Source organism: Roseateles chitinivorans (genome assembly GCF_050632235.1).
Lineage (GTDB): Bacteria > Pseudomonadota > Gammaproteobacteria > Burkholderiales > Burkholderiaceae_C > Roseateles > Roseateles chitinivorans_A.
This window is the reverse complement of sequence record NZ_CP192584.1, coordinates 748,251-764,205: the sequence shown is the minus strand read 5'-3', so window position 1 is coordinate 764,205 and position 15,955 is coordinate 748,251. Positions and strand designations below refer to the sequence as shown.

General features: G+C 66.5%; 11 protein-coding genes. All 11 read right to left on the bottom strand.

Annotated features, from left to right (window positions below; all coding sequences use genetic code 11):
- Positions 1–55: 55 nt before the first annotated feature.
- Positions 56–3,202, bottom strand: a complete 3,147-nt coding sequence (locus tag ACQ859_RS03365; protein ID WP_431264595.1) for an efflux RND transporter permease subunit — start codon at positions 3,200–3,202, stop codon at positions 56–58.
- A 10-nt stretch (positions 3,203–3,212) separates the two neighbouring features.
- Complete coding sequence (locus tag ACQ859_RS03360; RefSeq protein ID WP_431264594.1) at positions 3,213–4,346, bottom strand: efflux RND transporter periplasmic adaptor subunit; 1,134 nt, start codon at positions 4,344–4,346, stop codon at positions 3,213–3,215.
- Positions 4,343–4,981 carry a hypothetical protein gene (locus ACQ859_RS03355; protein ID WP_297379804.1) on the bottom strand — a complete coding sequence of 213 codons (639 nt, stop codon included), beginning with the start codon at positions 4,979–4,981 and terminating at the stop codon, positions 4,343–4,345. The genes ACQ859_RS03360 and ACQ859_RS03355 overlap by 4 nt, the downstream gene beginning before the upstream one ends.
- On the bottom strand, positions 4,978–6,273 hold the full coding sequence (locus ACQ859_RS03350) for a TolC family protein (RefSeq protein WP_297379800.1): 1,296 nt from the start codon (positions 6,271–6,273) through the stop codon (positions 4,978–4,980). Before ACQ859_RS03350 ends, ACQ859_RS03355 begins: the two co-directional genes overlap by 4 nt.
- A gap of 139 nt (positions 6,274–6,412) precedes the next feature.
- Positions 6,413–6,769, bottom strand: coding sequence for a hypothetical protein (locus tag ACQ859_RS03345; RefSeq protein WP_297379797.1), 357 nt, complete (start codon positions 6,767–6,769; stop codon positions 6,413–6,415).
- A gap of 25 nt (positions 6,770–6,794) precedes the next feature.
- On the bottom strand, positions 6,795–7,163 hold the full coding sequence (locus ACQ859_RS03340; RefSeq protein ID WP_297379794.1) for a hypothetical protein: 369 nt from the start codon (positions 7,161–7,163) through the stop codon (positions 6,795–6,797).
- A gap of 81 nt (positions 7,164–7,244) precedes the next feature.
- Positions 7,245–8,582 carry a heavy metal sensor histidine kinase gene (locus ACQ859_RS03335; RefSeq protein ID WP_431264593.1) on the bottom strand — a complete coding sequence of 446 codons (1,338 nt, stop codon included), beginning with the start codon at positions 8,580–8,582 and terminating at the stop codon, positions 7,245–7,247.
- Entirely contained in the window at positions 8,579–9,265 is a 687-nt protein-coding gene (locus ACQ859_RS03330; RefSeq protein ID WP_297379789.1) for a heavy metal response regulator transcription factor, read from the bottom strand. Before ACQ859_RS03330 ends, ACQ859_RS03335 begins: the two co-directional genes overlap by 4 nt.
- A 28-nt stretch (positions 9,266–9,293) precedes the next feature.
- Entirely contained in the window at positions 9,294–11,420 is a 2,127-nt protein-coding gene (locus ACQ859_RS03325) for a heavy metal translocating P-type ATPase (protein ID WP_431264592.1), read from the bottom strand.
- A 306-nt stretch (positions 11,421–11,726) separates the two neighbouring features.
- Positions 11,727–12,674 carry a cation diffusion facilitator family transporter gene (locus tag ACQ859_RS03320; RefSeq protein ID WP_297379783.1) on the bottom strand — a complete coding sequence of 316 codons (948 nt, stop codon included), beginning with the start codon at positions 12,672–12,674 and terminating at the stop codon, positions 11,727–11,729.
- Between the two features lie 91 nt (positions 12,675–12,765).
- Positions 12,766–15,945 carry a CusA/CzcA family heavy metal efflux RND transporter gene (locus ACQ859_RS03315; RefSeq protein WP_297379780.1) on the bottom strand — a complete coding sequence of 1,060 codons (3,180 nt, stop codon included), beginning with the start codon at positions 15,943–15,945 and terminating at the stop codon, positions 12,766–12,768.
- Positions 15,946–15,955: the final 10 nt, after the last annotated feature.

The window sequence follows — 15,955 nt, the reverse complement described above, 5'->3', positions numbered from 1 at the left end:
GCACTCGGGGCGGCACCGCGTGGCCCTCAGGGTCTTGAGTACGAGGTCCGGCGGGTCAGAACGCCTCTCTCGCACGAGCGTCCGGGACCTCGGCAGCCTCCTCCGCCACCGATAGCAGGCGCTCGGTCGGCTTGCGGCCCACCATCCAGAACAGCATCGGTGTGAGCAGCGTGTCCAGCAGGGTGGCGCTCACCAGGCCGCCGAAGATCACGACCGCCACGGGATGCAGGATCTCCTTGCCGGGCGCGTCGCCGGCCAGCAGCAGCGGCGTCAGCGCAAATGCGGCCACCAGTGCAGTCATCAGCACCGGTGTGAGCCGCTCCAGCGAGCCGCGCACGATCATGGCCTCGCCGAAGACCTCGCCCTCGAAGCGGCAGAGGTTGATGTAATGGCTGATCTTCAGGATGCCGTTACGCGTCGCGATGCCCGCCAGCGTGATGAAGCCCACCATCGTCGCGACCGACAGGCTCACGCCCGCCATCCACATCGCCGCCACGCTGCCGATCAGCGCCAGCGGGATGTTGGCCATGATCACCGCCGCCAGAACCGCCGAGCGGTAGCGCGAGTACAGCACCAGGAACATCATCGCCAGAGAGATCGCCGACAGGCCCAGGATCAGTTGCGTTGCCTGCTCCTGCGCCTGGAACTGACCCTCCAGGCTGACGAAGCCACCCGGCGGCAGCTGCGTGCCGTCGATGATCCGGCGGATGTCGCCGACGATGCGCCCCATGTCCGAGCCGTCCGTGTTGGCGTAGACGACGATGCGTCGCCGCCCGTTCTCGCGGCCGATCTGGTTGGGACCGTCGGTCTCCTCGACAGTCGCGAAGCTGGACACCGGCAGCCGCCCGGCCGGCGTGTCCACCAACGTGCGGGCCAGGTCCAGCGGTCCGCGGCGGTCGTCGGGCAGCCGCAGCACCAGCTCGTAGCGCCGTGGGCCGTCGACGATCTGCGCGCCGTGCGCGCCGTCGGTCAGCGCCTGCAAGAGCCTCAGCGCCTCGCCCGGCGCCAGTCCCGTCTGCGCCAGACGCTGCGGATCGATCCGCACCGTCACCTGGGGGATCAGCACCTGCTTCTCTACGGTGAGGTCGACCAGGCCCGGCACCGCGGCAAGCCGCTGGCGCATCTGCTCGGCCAGGCCGCGCAGCGTGTCGGTGTCGTCGCCGAAGATCTTCACCGCCACCTGCGCCCGCACGCCGGAGAGTAGGTGATCCAGCCGGTGCGAGATCGGCTGCCCGACCGCGACCTGCGCCGGCAGCGAGGCCAGTTGCGCGCGGATCCGCGCCATCACGCCCTCCCGATCGACGGGCTCGCCGTCACGACGCAGGTCGACGTCGATCTCCGCCGAATGCACCCCTTCAGCATGTTCATCGAGCTCCGCGCGGCCGGTGCGCCGGCCTACCTGCGTCACGCCCGGGACCTCGCGGATCAGCCGCTCGGCAAGCGCGCCCATGCGGTTGGCCTCCGCGAGCGAGGTGCCCGGATTGAAGACCATTCCCAGGACCAGCGAACCTTCGTTGAATGGCGGCAGAAAGGCCTTCGCGAAGAACGGCACCGTCGCGGCCGCGCCCGCGACGGCCAGCGCCGCGACCAGGATCAGCCGCTTCGCGCGTGGGAAGGACCAGGCGAGAAGCCGCGCATCCCAGCGCTTGAGGCGCGAGACCAGCGGGCTGTCGCCGTGATCCAACCGCTTCATGCGCGGCAGCAGGAGGCTGCACAGCACCGGCGTCACCGTCATCGACACGCCCATCGACGCCAGGATGGACACGATGTAGGCAATGCCCAGCGGCGAAAACAGCCGCCCCTCGATGCCCGGCAGCGCGAACAGCGGCACGAACACCAGCACCACGATCACCGTCGCGTAGACGATGCCCGAGCGCACCTCGACGCTGGCCGAGCGCACCACCTCCAGCAGCGGCTGGGGTTGCGGCAGCAGCCGGTTCTCCTTCATGCGGCGCAGGATGTTCTCGACGTCGACCACCGCGTCGTCGACCAGCTCGCCGATCGCGATCGCCAGACCACCCAGCGTCATCACGTTGATGGACTGGTCCAGCAGACGGAACACGAGCGCCGTCACCGCCAACGACAGCGGGATCGCGACCAGCGAGATCAGCGTCGTGCGCACCGAGAGCAGGAAGACGAACAGCACGATCGCCACCATGATCGCGCCGTCGCGCAGCGCTTCCGTGACGTTGCCGATGGACGCCTCGATGAAATCGGCCTGGCGGAACAGCACGGTCGGCGTGGACAACCCTTTGGGCATGCCGGCGCGCAGCTCGCCGAGCGCCTGCTCGATCTGGCGCGTCAGTTTGACCGTGTCCGCCGCCGGCTGCTTCTGTACGCTAACGATGACGGCCGGCTGGCCGTCGTAGCCGGCGTCGCCGCGCTTGAGCGCCGGTGCGAAGCGCACCTCCGCCACCTGACGCAGCAGCACCGGCCGACCCTCCTTCCACGCGACGGCGACGGCCTGCAGGTCCTCGATCCGGTTGGTACGGGCGATGTGCCGGATTAGGTACTCGCGGCTGTTGAGGTCGATGAAGCCGCCGCCCGCGTTGCCGGCGAAGCCGCGCAGCGCCTGCTCGATCTGCGTCAGCGACACGCCGACCTGCGCCATGCGCGCGGGGTCGGGCTCCACGCGCAGCTGGCGGACGTCCCCGCCGATCGGGATCACCTGCGAGACCCCGGGAATCGCGAGCAGCCGCGGCCGCAGTACGAAGTCCGCGTACTCGCGCGCCTGCATCGGCAGCGTCGCGTCAGCACTGCCTTGCAGCGGCAGCGCGATCAGCATCACCTCGCCCATGATCGACGACACCGGCCCCATCACCGGCGTGATGTCGCCGGGCAGCTGCCCGCGCAGCTGGGCGAGCCGCTCGGCGACGAGTTGGCGATTTCGGTAGATGTCAGTGCCCCAGTCGAATTCGGCGTAGACGACGGACAGGCCGACACCCGAGGTCGAGCGCACCCGCGTCACGCCGGGCATGCCGTTGAGCGCGGTTTCGATCGGGAAGGTGACGAGTTGCTCGACCTCCTCGGGCGCCATTCCGCCGGCCTCGGTGAGCACGGTGACCAGCGGCTTGTTGAGGTCGGGGAAGACGTCGACGGGTGTGCGCCACGCCGTCAGCGCTCCGTAGACGAGCAGCAGCGCGGCGAAGGCCAGCACGAACAGCCGGTTGCGCAGGCTGGTCCTGACGATCCAGTTGAACATCGTCGGCTCCTCAGCGGATCTGGGCGATCAGGGACGCGCCCTGCACCACCACGCGGTTGTCGGCGCCCAAGCCCGAGGTCACGACCACCGTGTGCGCGTCCAGCGGACGTACCTGCACCGGCTGCGGGACGTAGCGCTCGGCGCCAGACTTGATCCACACCACCGGCTCGTTGGCCGGGTTGCGGACGACGGCCTGCGCTGGCAGCACGATGCCCTTGCGGCGCTCGGTGGTCGCGGCGATCACCGTCACCGGCTGCCCGACCGCGAGCGCGGCGCGGTCCGCGCCCGACAAGCGGAAGGTCAGCGGCAACACGCCGTCGCGCAGCGCGCGGGCGGCGCCGATCAGCTGCAGGCGCGGGCCGTCGATGCCGGCCAGCGTCGCGCCGCCCAGGCGAGCGCCGAGCGAGGCGTCGGGCGTGGTCGCTTCGACGAGCAGCCGCGCCGGATCGACGACCTCGATCAGCAGCTCGCGGCTCTCAACGACTTGGCCGACGCGCAGGTCCACCCGCGCAACCACGCCGGATACCGGCGCCCTCAATGGCTCACGGGCATCGAGGCCGGCGCCGATGCTGTGCTCCCGCTCGGCGAGCGAGCGCGCCTCAACGCGCGCGGCGTCGATCTCCTTGCGCGGCACAGTGCCTTCCAGCGATTCGAGACGGCGCACGCGTTGCTCCGCCAGTTCACGCGCGGCGCGCAACTCGGAGCGTTGGGCCTGTTGGGCAGCCAAAGCATACGGATCGGCCTGATAGCGCACCCAGGCCAGCACGTCGCCTTGTCGCACCGCCTGCCCGGGTACCGGCAGCCCCTTCGGGCCGGCCTCGATGCGCCCGCCGTACGTCGACTGCACCTGGCCGCTGGCGTTCGGGTCCGCGATCACGCGCCCAGGCAATTCCAGCGTCGCCGCGGCCTCGCTCTCAGGCGCGATCAGCGTGCGCAGGCCCATGCGCCGCTGCGCGAGCTTGGGCACGTTCACGCTGCCGTCGGGCAGGCGCGCGAGCCCGCCGACGCTGGGCGTGGCTGTCTGGTCCAGATGCTCCCCGTTGGGGCCGTGGGCGCCGGGCGACGCGGCGGCGGGCGTCGCGCCGAGGCCCAGGGCAAACGCAGCCGTGACGATCAGCGCGATATGGATTTCGCCGGCGTTCATGCCTGACCTCCGTCCAGGCGACGCGACAACGCATCGCCGGAGGTCCGATGTCGCCATCGCCAGCCGAGCCCGGCCGCCGCAAGTACGACCGCTACGACGAGCCATCGCCACCAGCCGCCATGGCCGTGGCCCGCCGCATCGCCGTGGCCGCCCGCGTGATCGTGGGTCTCCGCTCCCGCCGTGGCCGTCGTGCCGACCCGAAGCACGCCGTCCATCAGGTCGTTGTCCTTGCCCGCCAGGATGGTGATGACGATCGGATGCTCACCGGGCGTGGCGAGCAGCTTGAGCATCTCCGCGTCGTCGACGGCGTAGTCGCCGAGGTCCGCATGGAAAGTGGCTTTGGCCTTGCGGGCGCCGGATTCGATCTCGACGTCAGCCTTGAGCACCGGCTCGTTAGTGTCAAAACGGTCAATCAGCATCGAGAACTCACCGCCGGCGAGGTGTCCGACCAGTTCGAAAATTTCCGACTTCGCTTCGAGGCGCGGCGCGGTGCTGCCCGCCAAGGGGCCGGACGCGGGCGCGTCAAGGTGCTCGCCATTGGGGCCGTGCGCACCAGGTGCGGCAACGGCTGTCAGCGTGAAGGAGACAAGCGCAGCCAAGAGAAGGCGACGCAAGAAGCATGGGGAACGGGTCATGGCAGTTGTCCGAGAGCTTGTTGGAGGCGCCCCTGCGCTTGCGCGAGGAGGGCCTGCTGGCGATTGGCGGCGGCGGCGGCCTGACCGGCCGCGGCGATCGCGCGGAGGAGTTCCGGCAGCGGCGTCTCGCCGGCATCGAAGGCGCGTTTCAGGTGCCGTGCGCGCTCGCGCAGCAGCGTGGCGCGCTCGGTCTCTGCGGCGACGGCGGCTTGGTTCACGTCGAGCTGACCGCGCGCCAGGGCGAGATCTGCGGCGAGCTGGCGGCGCAGCCGCTGCTCGGCCATCAACGCGGCGTCCTCCTCCGCCAGCGCGGCGGCCAGGCGCGGCGCGCTGTGCGTCTCGGTCCCGAACGGCAGGCGCAGGGACAACGCCACCGTGTGCTCTCTCGGCTGACCGCCGCCGGCGCGGTCCTGCCGCAGGCCGATTCCGAGCTCGGGCGCCCCACCCCGCTGCGCCTTGACCTGCGCAACGCGCTCGCGCGCGCGTCGAACAGCGGCCTCGGCGAAGCGGAGTTCGGGATGCTCGGCGAGCACCGTGTCCGCGTCGGCTGGTTCCGATACGGCCCCCTCTGGCAGTGGCGAATTCGAAAGACCCGTGGAGAGTTGCCATGCACTGCGCAAAGCCGAGTCGGTCTGGCGCGCTTCGCGCTCGGCGGATCGCGCGCTCAAAGCCTCCGCGTGGGCGGCCATCTCGTCGACCGGCGCGAGGTCGCCCGCCCGCACACGCCGGGCGATGTCGACGAACAGCTCATCGAGCAGTTGCCGCTGCGACGCCGCCTGCTCCAGGTCGGCGCCGACCAGCGCCAGGCGCACCGCCAGGTCGCGCAGCTCACCAGCCAGTCGCAGCCGCGCCGCACGCTCGGCGGCGGTGACCCAATCGGACTCCGCCTGCGCGGACTGCGCCTGCTGCCGACGCTGCCCGAAACGCCACAGCGGCAGCGCGAGACCGATCTCGGTCTCGCGGACATCGCGGGCGGCGGCCCCTCGGCCCTCGCGCTGGAGTACATCGATGGCCGGCGGCGCCGCGAGCCAGCTGTGGGCCACCAGCCGCTCGGCATCGGCCTGGCGCCGCCAGCCTTGGCTTTCAGCTGCGGCCAGCGAGCGCGGCCAGGCGCTGGCCAGCGCCTCGGCCAGCGTCGGGCGGCCAAGTGCCGTCGCGTTGCCCGGACTTGCGTCCGATGCTGCAGCCGGCAGGACAACGGTCGGAGAAACGGGAGCGGCAAAGGGAGCCGGTGGAACGGGCTGTGCCCAGACGGCGCAGCCGAGCGCGGAGCCTGCGATCCAGCAGCTCAAGCGCCATGGATGGAACCATGGAGTCGGTATCACGATCTTCCTGACGAGAAGGCGGCGCGCGCCAGGCCATCAGCCGGGCGGACGAACGCCACCAGTCCATGCGAGCGCGCAGGGCCTCAGCCCGCGCATGACGGCGGTGTCAGGGGAGCGTTTTGGGAGGTCGTTCCGGACCGCTCAGGAAGGGCGGCGGTGGTGCTACGGCACCGGCTTGCTCGGGCGCGCCGGCTTGGACACCGGGCACCGACAGGGTGGCATCGGACGGAATCGCCGGTGCGAAGAGGCAGGCATCGTCGATCGCGTGCTGCGTCGACGCGGCGGAGTCGTCCTGATGAAAGCCCCCGCCGTGGTCATCGTGGTGATGGGCCGCACCCTCGAAGTGGAGGATCTCGTGCAGCATCTCCTCGCCCTCGCTGACGAGCACCCCAGCACCTGCATAAGCCAGCGATTGCCAGCCCAGGCAGAAGATCAACAACAGGGATGTGAGCCAGCGGCGCATGAGACGGAAGTGTACCGGAGCAACATCAACTGGCGGCTTGCAAGGCCTGCACGATATCCAGGTGAAGCTTGCGAGACTGATCAGAGAGCAGCCGCATGAGCAGTTGGGCGTTCAAGGTCAGCCGTGACTTGGACGCCAGTTGCACGACCACGCGCACGGCCTTCGCGAGGTCGTCCGATGCCTTCAGAACTTCCGAGAGGGGTCGACCAAGCATGATGGTCAGCATCAACACGGAACTCAACTTCTCCAGGTTTTCTGCTCCTCGCCTCAAGGTCGCGACCTTGCTGGTCCTCAGTGTCGCCGGGAGCGCCAAGATCAACTTATCCACATCCCGCAGACCTCTCACAACCTGATCCTTGAACTGCACCGATCTATCAGTTGCGGCCTCGTCCACTCGACATGCTTCTTCAACACTGGCCATCACTCAAAAATTTTCGCATCTAGATTCCTGACAGCGGGCTGCAGCGTTCGGCGCTCACTCGCCTGCCAAGGGTGAGGCGATCGTCAACCCGATCCGCGTTACCCCATCTGTGCTGGATGCCGACGCAGCACCACCGTGCATCCGCGCGATCGCTGCAACGATCGATAGGCCCAACCCATGGTTCTTGCTCGCACCAGTGCGCGCGGGATCCACGCGATAGAACCGATCGAACAGCCGCGGCAGGTGTTCCTCGGGGATTTCGGCGCCATGATTCAGGACGCCCACATATACCTCGCTGCCCCGAGGTTCGACCTCGATCACCACATCGCTTCCCGGCGTTGCGTACCGTTTGGCGTTGCCCACCAAGTTCGAGATCGCTAGCTGCAGCAGACCCGTGTCAACACTTGCCCGCGCATGGCCCCGAACCACCCCGCGAAGCCCCGCTTCCCGCAGGGAATCCTCGTGGTAATCCAACACCTCAGCGCACAGCTCGGAGAGCTCCGTGAATTCTTCGCGACTGGCCTGGGCGCCTCGCTGCGCGTTCGCGAGAAACAGCATGTCCGCCACGATCCTTGCAATGCGGCGCAGCTCTTCGAGGTTGGATCGCAGCGTTTCCTTGAGCTCCTCTGGCGATCGCGGGCGTCTCAAGGCGACCTCGCTGCTGCTGATCAGGATCGAGAGGGGGTTGTTCAGTTCGTGCGCGACGTCGGCGTTGAAGGACTCCATCTGGCGATAAGCCTGCGCCAGCCGATCCAGCAGTTCGTTGGTCTGGGCAATCAGCGGCTGCAGCTCCTCGACCTGGTCACGCCCGTCGAGTCTGAGCTCCAGGCGATCAGCGCGGACCGCTGCAGTCTGCCGCACGAGCGCACGCAGCGGGGCAAGTTCACGGCGCACGCCGAAGGCCGCAGCGGCGGACAACACCAGCGCCCCGCCGACCGCAGCAATACCGAGCGTCCATGCCAGACGAACCAGCAACTCGTTGTCCTTGCTTCGATCGAAGGCGAGCGACGCCGTGCCTGTGCCGCCCAGATCGGCTGTCAGCGGAACGGTGAATCGCTCCAATTTCACGTCAGGCCCAGGCCGACGTTGGGGCGGCAGAAAGACGTGCCCGGTGCTATCCGCAACGGAGAGCGTGAGTTCGTCGTGTCCGGCAAGGAAGTCGTTGAGGAGATGCCGCACGCTCTCCAGGTCATGGGCGCCCCGCCCTTCCTGAAGAAGATGCTGCACCGCCTCGCGCTTCATGCTCAGCGTCTGGTCCTGGCGCTGATCGAGCGTCAGGAAGATCACCACGTAGACCGCGATGCACACGACCCCCAATCCCGCCATGGACTGCAGCGCCAGACGGCGCAGGAGCCGGAACCTCAAGCTACCGGCGTGGCGAGCGACTCTCATGCGGGACGGTCTTCGATGACGTAGCCCATGCCGCGCACCGTATGGATCAAGGCGCGCTCGAACGGCTGGTCGATCTTGACGCGCAAGCGTCGGATGGCCACCTCGACCACGTTCGTATCGCTATCGAAGTTCATGTCCCACACCTGCTCGGCAATCTCGGTCCTGGAAAGGACCTCACCTTTGCGACGCATCAGCAAGGCCAGAAGGCCGAACTCCTTGGTGGTCAGATCGATGCGCTGGCCCGACCGCACCACCTTGCGGCGGATGGGGTCGACCTCCAGGTCGGCCACGCGGTACACCGATTCCTCCGTCACTTGTCGACCGCCCATTCGCCGACGCAACAGGACCTGCACGCGCGCGACCAGTTCGGAGAAAGCGTAGGGTTTGGTGAGGTAGTCGTCCGCGCCGCTTTGAAGTCCCTTCACCCGGTCCTCTACTCGTGCGCGCGCAGTCACCATGAGGATGGGCACGTCGCTGCTTTGGCGGATCGCGCCGAGCATGGCCAAGCCGTCGATCCCCGGCAACTGGCCGTCGAGGATGAGCAGGTCGTAGTTGTTCACGGAGGCCATGTGCAGGCCGTCCACGCCGTTGTGCGCAACCTCAACGGAATAGCCTTCCTCGGTCAAGCCTTTGCGCAGGTAGTCCGCAGCCTTGACCTCGTCCTCGACGATCAAGATCTTCATGGGCAAATCCCGTTGTTGCTAGTCGATCTCATGCGCTCGCGGCTTTCGCGTCACCGTACGCCAGCAGGCGCAGCGCGTTGATCACCACGATCAGCGTAGAACCCTCATGGAACAGCACGGCAGTGCCAATATTCAACCCGAAGAGCGTCGCCGGAATCAACACTGCGACCACGCCCAGGGAGACCCACAGGTTTTGCCGGATGACGCCGCTCGCCCGGCGCGACAGTCCGACCACGAACGGCAGCTTGGTGAGGTCGTCCGCCATCAGGGCGACGTCGGCCGTCTCCAGCGCAACGTCGGAACCGGCGGCACCCATCGCGATGCCGACCGTCGCGCTGGCCATCGCCGGAGCATCGTTCACACCGTCGCCAACCATCGCCACCTTGCCCTCGTTGGCGCTGAGCTTCTTAATGAAGGCCACCTTATCGTCGGGCATCAGCTCGCCCTTGGCTTCGCTGAGACCGACCGTCTTTGCCACGGCGTCCGCCACACGCTGGTTGTCCCCGGAGATCATGATCAGATCCTTGACACCCAGGTGCTGAAGCTTTCGCATCACGTCCGCGGCGGCCGCTCGAGGCGTATCCATCACACCGATCACGCCAAGGAAGCGTTCCCCTCGCTTGACGATCATCGTGGTGCGGCCCTTCTCGATGAGATGCTGATCGATGCTCCCGATTTCCTGGGGCAGCCCGCCGGCATCTTCAGCGAAGAGTTTCGCCTTGCCGATCCAGACATCGTCTCCACCCACGCGTCCCTTGACCCCCTTGCCTGTCACACTGTGCACGTCCTCGGCGCTGAGAGGCTGGCTCGATCCTGAGATACGTTCTTTCGCGCCGGCCACGATTGCGGCAGCCAGCGGGTGGTCGCTGTGCATCTCCACTGCAAGCGCCACCGCGAGCAGTTCCTCCTGATCAACGCCGGGCGCCGCCTGGACGTCAACCAACTTGGGTTTACCTTCTGTGAGGGTGCCAGTCTTGTCGAACGCGATCGCCGTCAATACGCCCAAGTTCTCCAACGGCGCCCCGCCCTTGATGAGCACGCCGCCGCGCGCCGCTCGCGCCACGCCGCTCAGCACGGCACTGGGCACGGAGATGGCGAGCGCGCAAGGACTGGCCGCCACCAGTACCGCCATCGCCCGATAGAACGTGGCGCTGAACGGCTCATCCAGGACGAGGCCAGCCAGCAGCAGCGCGCCCACAAAGCCGAGCACTGAGGGCACGAAGATGCGTTCGAACTTGGCCGTGAACGACTGCGTCGGAGACTGCTGCTGCTGCGCCTCGGTGACCATCTTCACCACGCGTGCCATCGTGGACTCGGTCGAGCGCTTCGCCACCATGACCTCCAGAGAACCGGAGCCATTGATCGTGCCGGCGAATACACGGCTCGACGCTGCCACGCGGTCAAAGGCGCCAAGCGCCTGCTGCGCGTCGTCCACCGGCTGCTTGTCCACGGGAATGCTCTCCCCGGTCACCGGCGCCTGGTTGACGCTGGACTTTCCGGTGATGACGAATCCATCGGCCGGCATCCGTTCGTTCGGTTTGACGACGACGACATCTCCCGGCTCCAGGGCCGAGATCGGCACTTCCTCGGTGCCGCTCTCGCGTTTACGCAGCGCCGTCTCCGGTGCCAGTTTGGACAAGGCTTCGATCGCACGCCTGGCCCGCCCCATGGCGTAGTGTTCCAACGAGTGACCGAGGCTGAAGAGGAAGAGCAACAGCGCGCCTTCGGCCCACTCCCCCAGCGCCGCAGCACCTGCCGCCGCCACCAGCATGAGCGTGTCGATCTCGAAGCGTCTGCGTCGGATGTTCTCGACGGCCTCGCGTAACGTGAAGAACCCGCCGAAGACATACGCCACGACGTACAGACCAGTTTCCAACGTGGTGGACACCAGCCCATACTTGCCTAGCAGCCAGCCTGCAAGCAGGAGCGCGCCGCACAGCAGCGAGAAGATCAGCTCGGTGTTGCTTCCAAAGATGCCGCCTTCGTGACCATGATCATGACTGCCGTCGCTTTCCGCGCCGTGATCGTGGTCCTCCTTGCCACCGCTTTCGTTGTCGTGAGCGTGCGCAGCGGAACCGGGGCTTCGACTCTTGCGCGTGGCATCAGCATCTGGCGTCGACGTCTCGGCGTCTTCAGGTCGCTTGGATTCAGCCATCTAGTTCTCCGGTTTTAAATGGGTCGTGGGGCCTGCGTCAGCGGCTCAGCGCCGCCTCTTGCCAGACCGTTTCGCTGCTCGTTCCGCTCGTCTCGCACTTCGGCGCTGTCGCCGGTGCCGATATTCCTGAACCGAGTGATAGATCAGGTACACGAACGCAATTCCCCAACCAAAAATGGCCAGGTACTTGAACATCACGTGAAGGGTTTCGTGGGAGCCCGTGCTCATCTGAGTCTTTCGCACGCGGACCCGCCCGCACAGGCGTAGATCGGCCAGGTGCGTACATGAATGGGTCCGCGCTCTTGATTACTTGGCAGCCTTCAAGGCCTTCTCCGCGAGCCCTGTGCGCGGCTCCACCCAATGCGTTTGATCCAGCGCGTCACTACAGGCCTCGGCCTCCATCTGCAGCGTGACATGCGCAATATCAAACTGATCCCGCAGCAGCTGGCGAAGCTGCGTGAGCAACGGTCCCACCGAGGCGCTGTCTCCGTGGACGATGTGCGCGCTCAAGCTGGTCTTCCCACTTGAAAGGGCCCAGATGTGCAGGTCGTGGATTCCAGTGACCCCGGGTGTTTGGGTTATCGCCGATTCGATCGCAGCCACGTCCACGTCGTCGGGCACTCCCTCCAGCAGGATGTTCAGACTCTCCCGCAGCAACACCCAGGTACGCGGAAGCACCCACAGGCCGATGCCCACCGCCACGAGACTGTCGACCCACGCCCAGCCAGTGAACCGAATGACAACCGCGGCCACGATGACGCCGATGGATCCGAGCAGGTCACTCCAGACCTCCAGGTAGGCGCCCTTGATGTTGAGACTCGAGTCCTTTCCGCCCATGAGCATCCGCATGCTCACAAGGTTGACGACGAGACCAAGCGACGCGATGACCAGCATCCCCATCGACTGGACCTCAGGCGGCGACTTCAGCCGCTGCCAGGCCTCATAAAGGATGTAGATCGCCACGGCGAAGAGCAGTAGCGCGTTGAATGCTGCGGCCAGGATCTCGAAGCGGTGATAACCGAAGCTCCGCTTCTTGTCGGCCGGCCGCCGGGCGATGCGGATGGCCGCGAGCGCGATGGCCAGCGCCGCGGCGTCGGTGAACATGTGCGCGGCATCGGAGATGAGCGCCAAGCTCTTTGTCGCGATGCCGCCGATGACCTCGGCCACCAAAAAGCCGAAGGTCAGCGCGAAGGCGATCCAGAGGGAACGCTCGTTACCCCCGGCAGCGGCGGAGTGGTCGTGATCCTTGGACATGGGTCATCTCCTTGTTTGATTCCCATCCTCGGCAACAGCGATTCCCAACGGCCCCGCGCCATGCATTGAGCATCGCGCGGGGCCACGCACGTCAGTGCGCCTCGCCCTTTTCAAGGGTCGATGTCGGGGTCTCGAACTGCTCTTCCTCTTCATCGCGGCGGTGAGCCAGTCGGTAGAGGATGGGCAAGACCAGCAGCGTCAGCGCGGTCGACGACAAGATGCCGCCAATCACGACCGTCGCCAGCGGACGCTGCACCTCGGCACCCGTGCCAGTGGCAAGCGCCATCGGAACGAAGCCCAGCGAGGCCACGAGCGCCGTCATCAGCACCGGACGCAGTCGGGTCAAAGCGCCTTCATGGATGGCATCGTCCAACCGCTTGCCCGACTCGCGCAGATTGCGAATGAACGAGATCATCACGAGGCCGTTGAGCACCGCCACCCCGGACAGCGCGATGAAGCCGACCGCTGCGGAAATCGAGAGCGGGATGTCTCGCAACCACAGCGCCACGATGCCGCCGGTCAGCGCGAACGGGATGCCGGTGAAGACGATGAAACCGTCCTTCATGTTTCCGAACATCGCGAAGAGCAGCACGAACACGAGCAGCAGCGACACAGGGACCACGATCTGCAAACGCTCCGTCGCCGACTGGAGGTTCTCGAACTGACCGCCCCAGACCATCCAGTAGCCCGTGGGGACCTGGACCTGCGCGCCGATCAACTGCTGGGCTTCAGCGACGAAGCTGCCCAAGTCACGACCACGGACGTTCGAGCTCACCACGATGCGGCGCTTGCCGTTCTCCCGGCTCACCTGATTGGGACCCGGCGCCGTGGTGAAGTCAGCCACCTCGCTCAGCGGGATGAAGCGGCGGGCGCCATCGGGGCCGGTCGGCAGCGGGATCGGCAGGCGCTTGATGGCCTCCACGTCGGAGCGCAGCGTCTCGGGCAGGCGGACCAGGATCCCGAATCGACGGTCGCCTTCGAACATGATGCCGGCATCGCGACCACCGACAGCAGTAGCGAGCGTGTCCTGCACGTCCTGGACGTTCAGTCCGTATCGCGCGGTCCGTTCGCGATCCACGGTCACGCTGAGCATCGGCAGACCAGTGGTCTGCTCCACGTTCACCTCAGACGATCCCTGGATGCCTTGCAACAGTCCTTGAATCTTCTGGGCCGTCGCGTTGAGCACGTCCATGTCGTCACCGAAGATCTTCACCGCCACGTCGGAACGCACGCCCGAGATCAGCTCGTTGAAGCGCAGCTGGATCGGCTGCGAGAACTCGTAGTTCTGTCCCGGCAGCTTGGCCACCTCGGCCTGGACCGCGGCCAGCACCTCGTCGCGCGTGCGCTTCGGTTCAGGCCATTCGTCCTGAGGCTTCAGCATCACGTAGCCGTCCGAAATGTTCGGAGGCATCGGGTCTGAGGCGATCTCCGCAGTGCCGGTACGCGCGAACACGCGATCGATCTCGGGGAACTTGGCCTTGAGCGTGGACTCCAGCTGCTGCTGCATCGCGATCGACTGCGACAGGCTGGTGCCGGGGATGCGCAAAGTCTGGATCGCGAAGTCGCCTTCGTTCAGGCTCGGGATGAACTCACTGCCCATGCGCGTGGCCAGCAGGCCCGTCAGGATGACCATCACCGCGGCGAAGGTCAGCACCACGGCCTTGGCGTCCATCACGTAGTTGAGCAGCGGCTCATACGCGCGACGGGCCCAGCTCATCAGCCAGTTCTCCTTCTCGTCGACCTTCTTGCCGATGAACAGCGCGACGGCCGCCGGCACGAAGGTGATCGACAGGATCATGGCGCCGACCAGGGCGATCACCACCGTGAACGCCATCGGGTGGAACATCTTCCCCTCGACGCCAGCCAGCGCGAAGATCGGCAGGTACACGATCATGATGATCAGCTGACCGAACAGCAGCGGTCGACGCGCTTCCTGCGAGGCCAGGAAGACCTCATGGAATCGCTCCGAACGCGTGAGCAGCCGGCCCTTGTGTTCCTGTGCATGCGCCAGTCGGCGCACGCAGTTCTCCACGATCACGACGGCGCCGTCGATGATGATGCCGAAGTCCAAGGCGCCCAAACTCATCAGGTTCGCGCTGACCTTCTGGTTCACCATGCCGGTGAACGTGAAGAGCATGGACAGCGGAATCACCATCGCGGTGAGGATGGCCGCGCGAATGTTACCCAGGAAGAGGAACAGGATGGCGATGACTAGCACCGCGCCTTCGATCAGGTTCTTCTTGACCGTGGCGATCGCCTTGTCGACGAGCTTAGTTCGGTCATACACCGTCACCGCGTGCACGCCCTTGGGCATGTTGGCGTTGATCTCCGCCATTTTCTTGGCGACGGCCTGAGACACCGTGCGGCTGTTCTCGCCGATCAGCATGAAGACGGTGCCCAGCACAACTTCGCGACCGTTGTCCGTGGCGGCACCGGTGCGCAGCTCGCGCCCGATCTCCACTGTCGCCACGTCGCGCACGCGGACCGGAACACCTCCGGCGTTGCGCAGCACGATGTTGCCGATGTCCTCCATGGAGCGGACCTGGCCCGGGGCGCGGATCAGGTACTGCTCACCGCGGCGCTCGATGTAGCCGGCGCCGACGTTGGCATTGTTGCGGTCGAGCGCCGTGACGACGTCGCTGAGGGTGAGGCCATACGAGGACAGCTTGGACGGATCCGGGGCGACGTGGTACTCCTTGGCGAAGCCGCCGATGGAGTTGATTTCCGTCACGCCGGTCACATTGCGCAGCTGCGGCTTGATGACCCAGTCCTGGATCTCCCGCAGGTCCGCGGGCGTGTAGAGCTCGCCGTTGGGCTTCTTCGCACCCGGCTCGCTTTCCACCGTCCACAGGTAGATCTCGCCCAGGCCGGTCGAGATGGGGCCGATGTTGGGCGTCACGCCTTCCGGCAACTGATCCCGGGCCGACTGGATTCGCTCGTTGACGAGCTGGCGGGCGAAGTAGATGTCGGTACCGTCCTTGAAGATGACGGTCACTTGGGACAGGCCGTAGCGCGACAGCGAACGGGTCTGCTGCAGACCCGGCAGGCCGGCCATCACCGTCTCGATCGGATAGGTGACGCGTTGCTCGGTCTCTAGCGGCGAATAGCCGGGCGCGCCCGTGTTGATCTGGACCTGCACGTTGGTGATGTCGGGCACGGCGTCAATGGGCAGCTTCTGGTAGCTGAAGACGCCGAGCGCCGCCATGCCGAGCACGGCAAGCATGACGAGCCATCGGTGCTCGATGGCAAATCGGATGATGCGTTCAAACATGTTGCGTCAT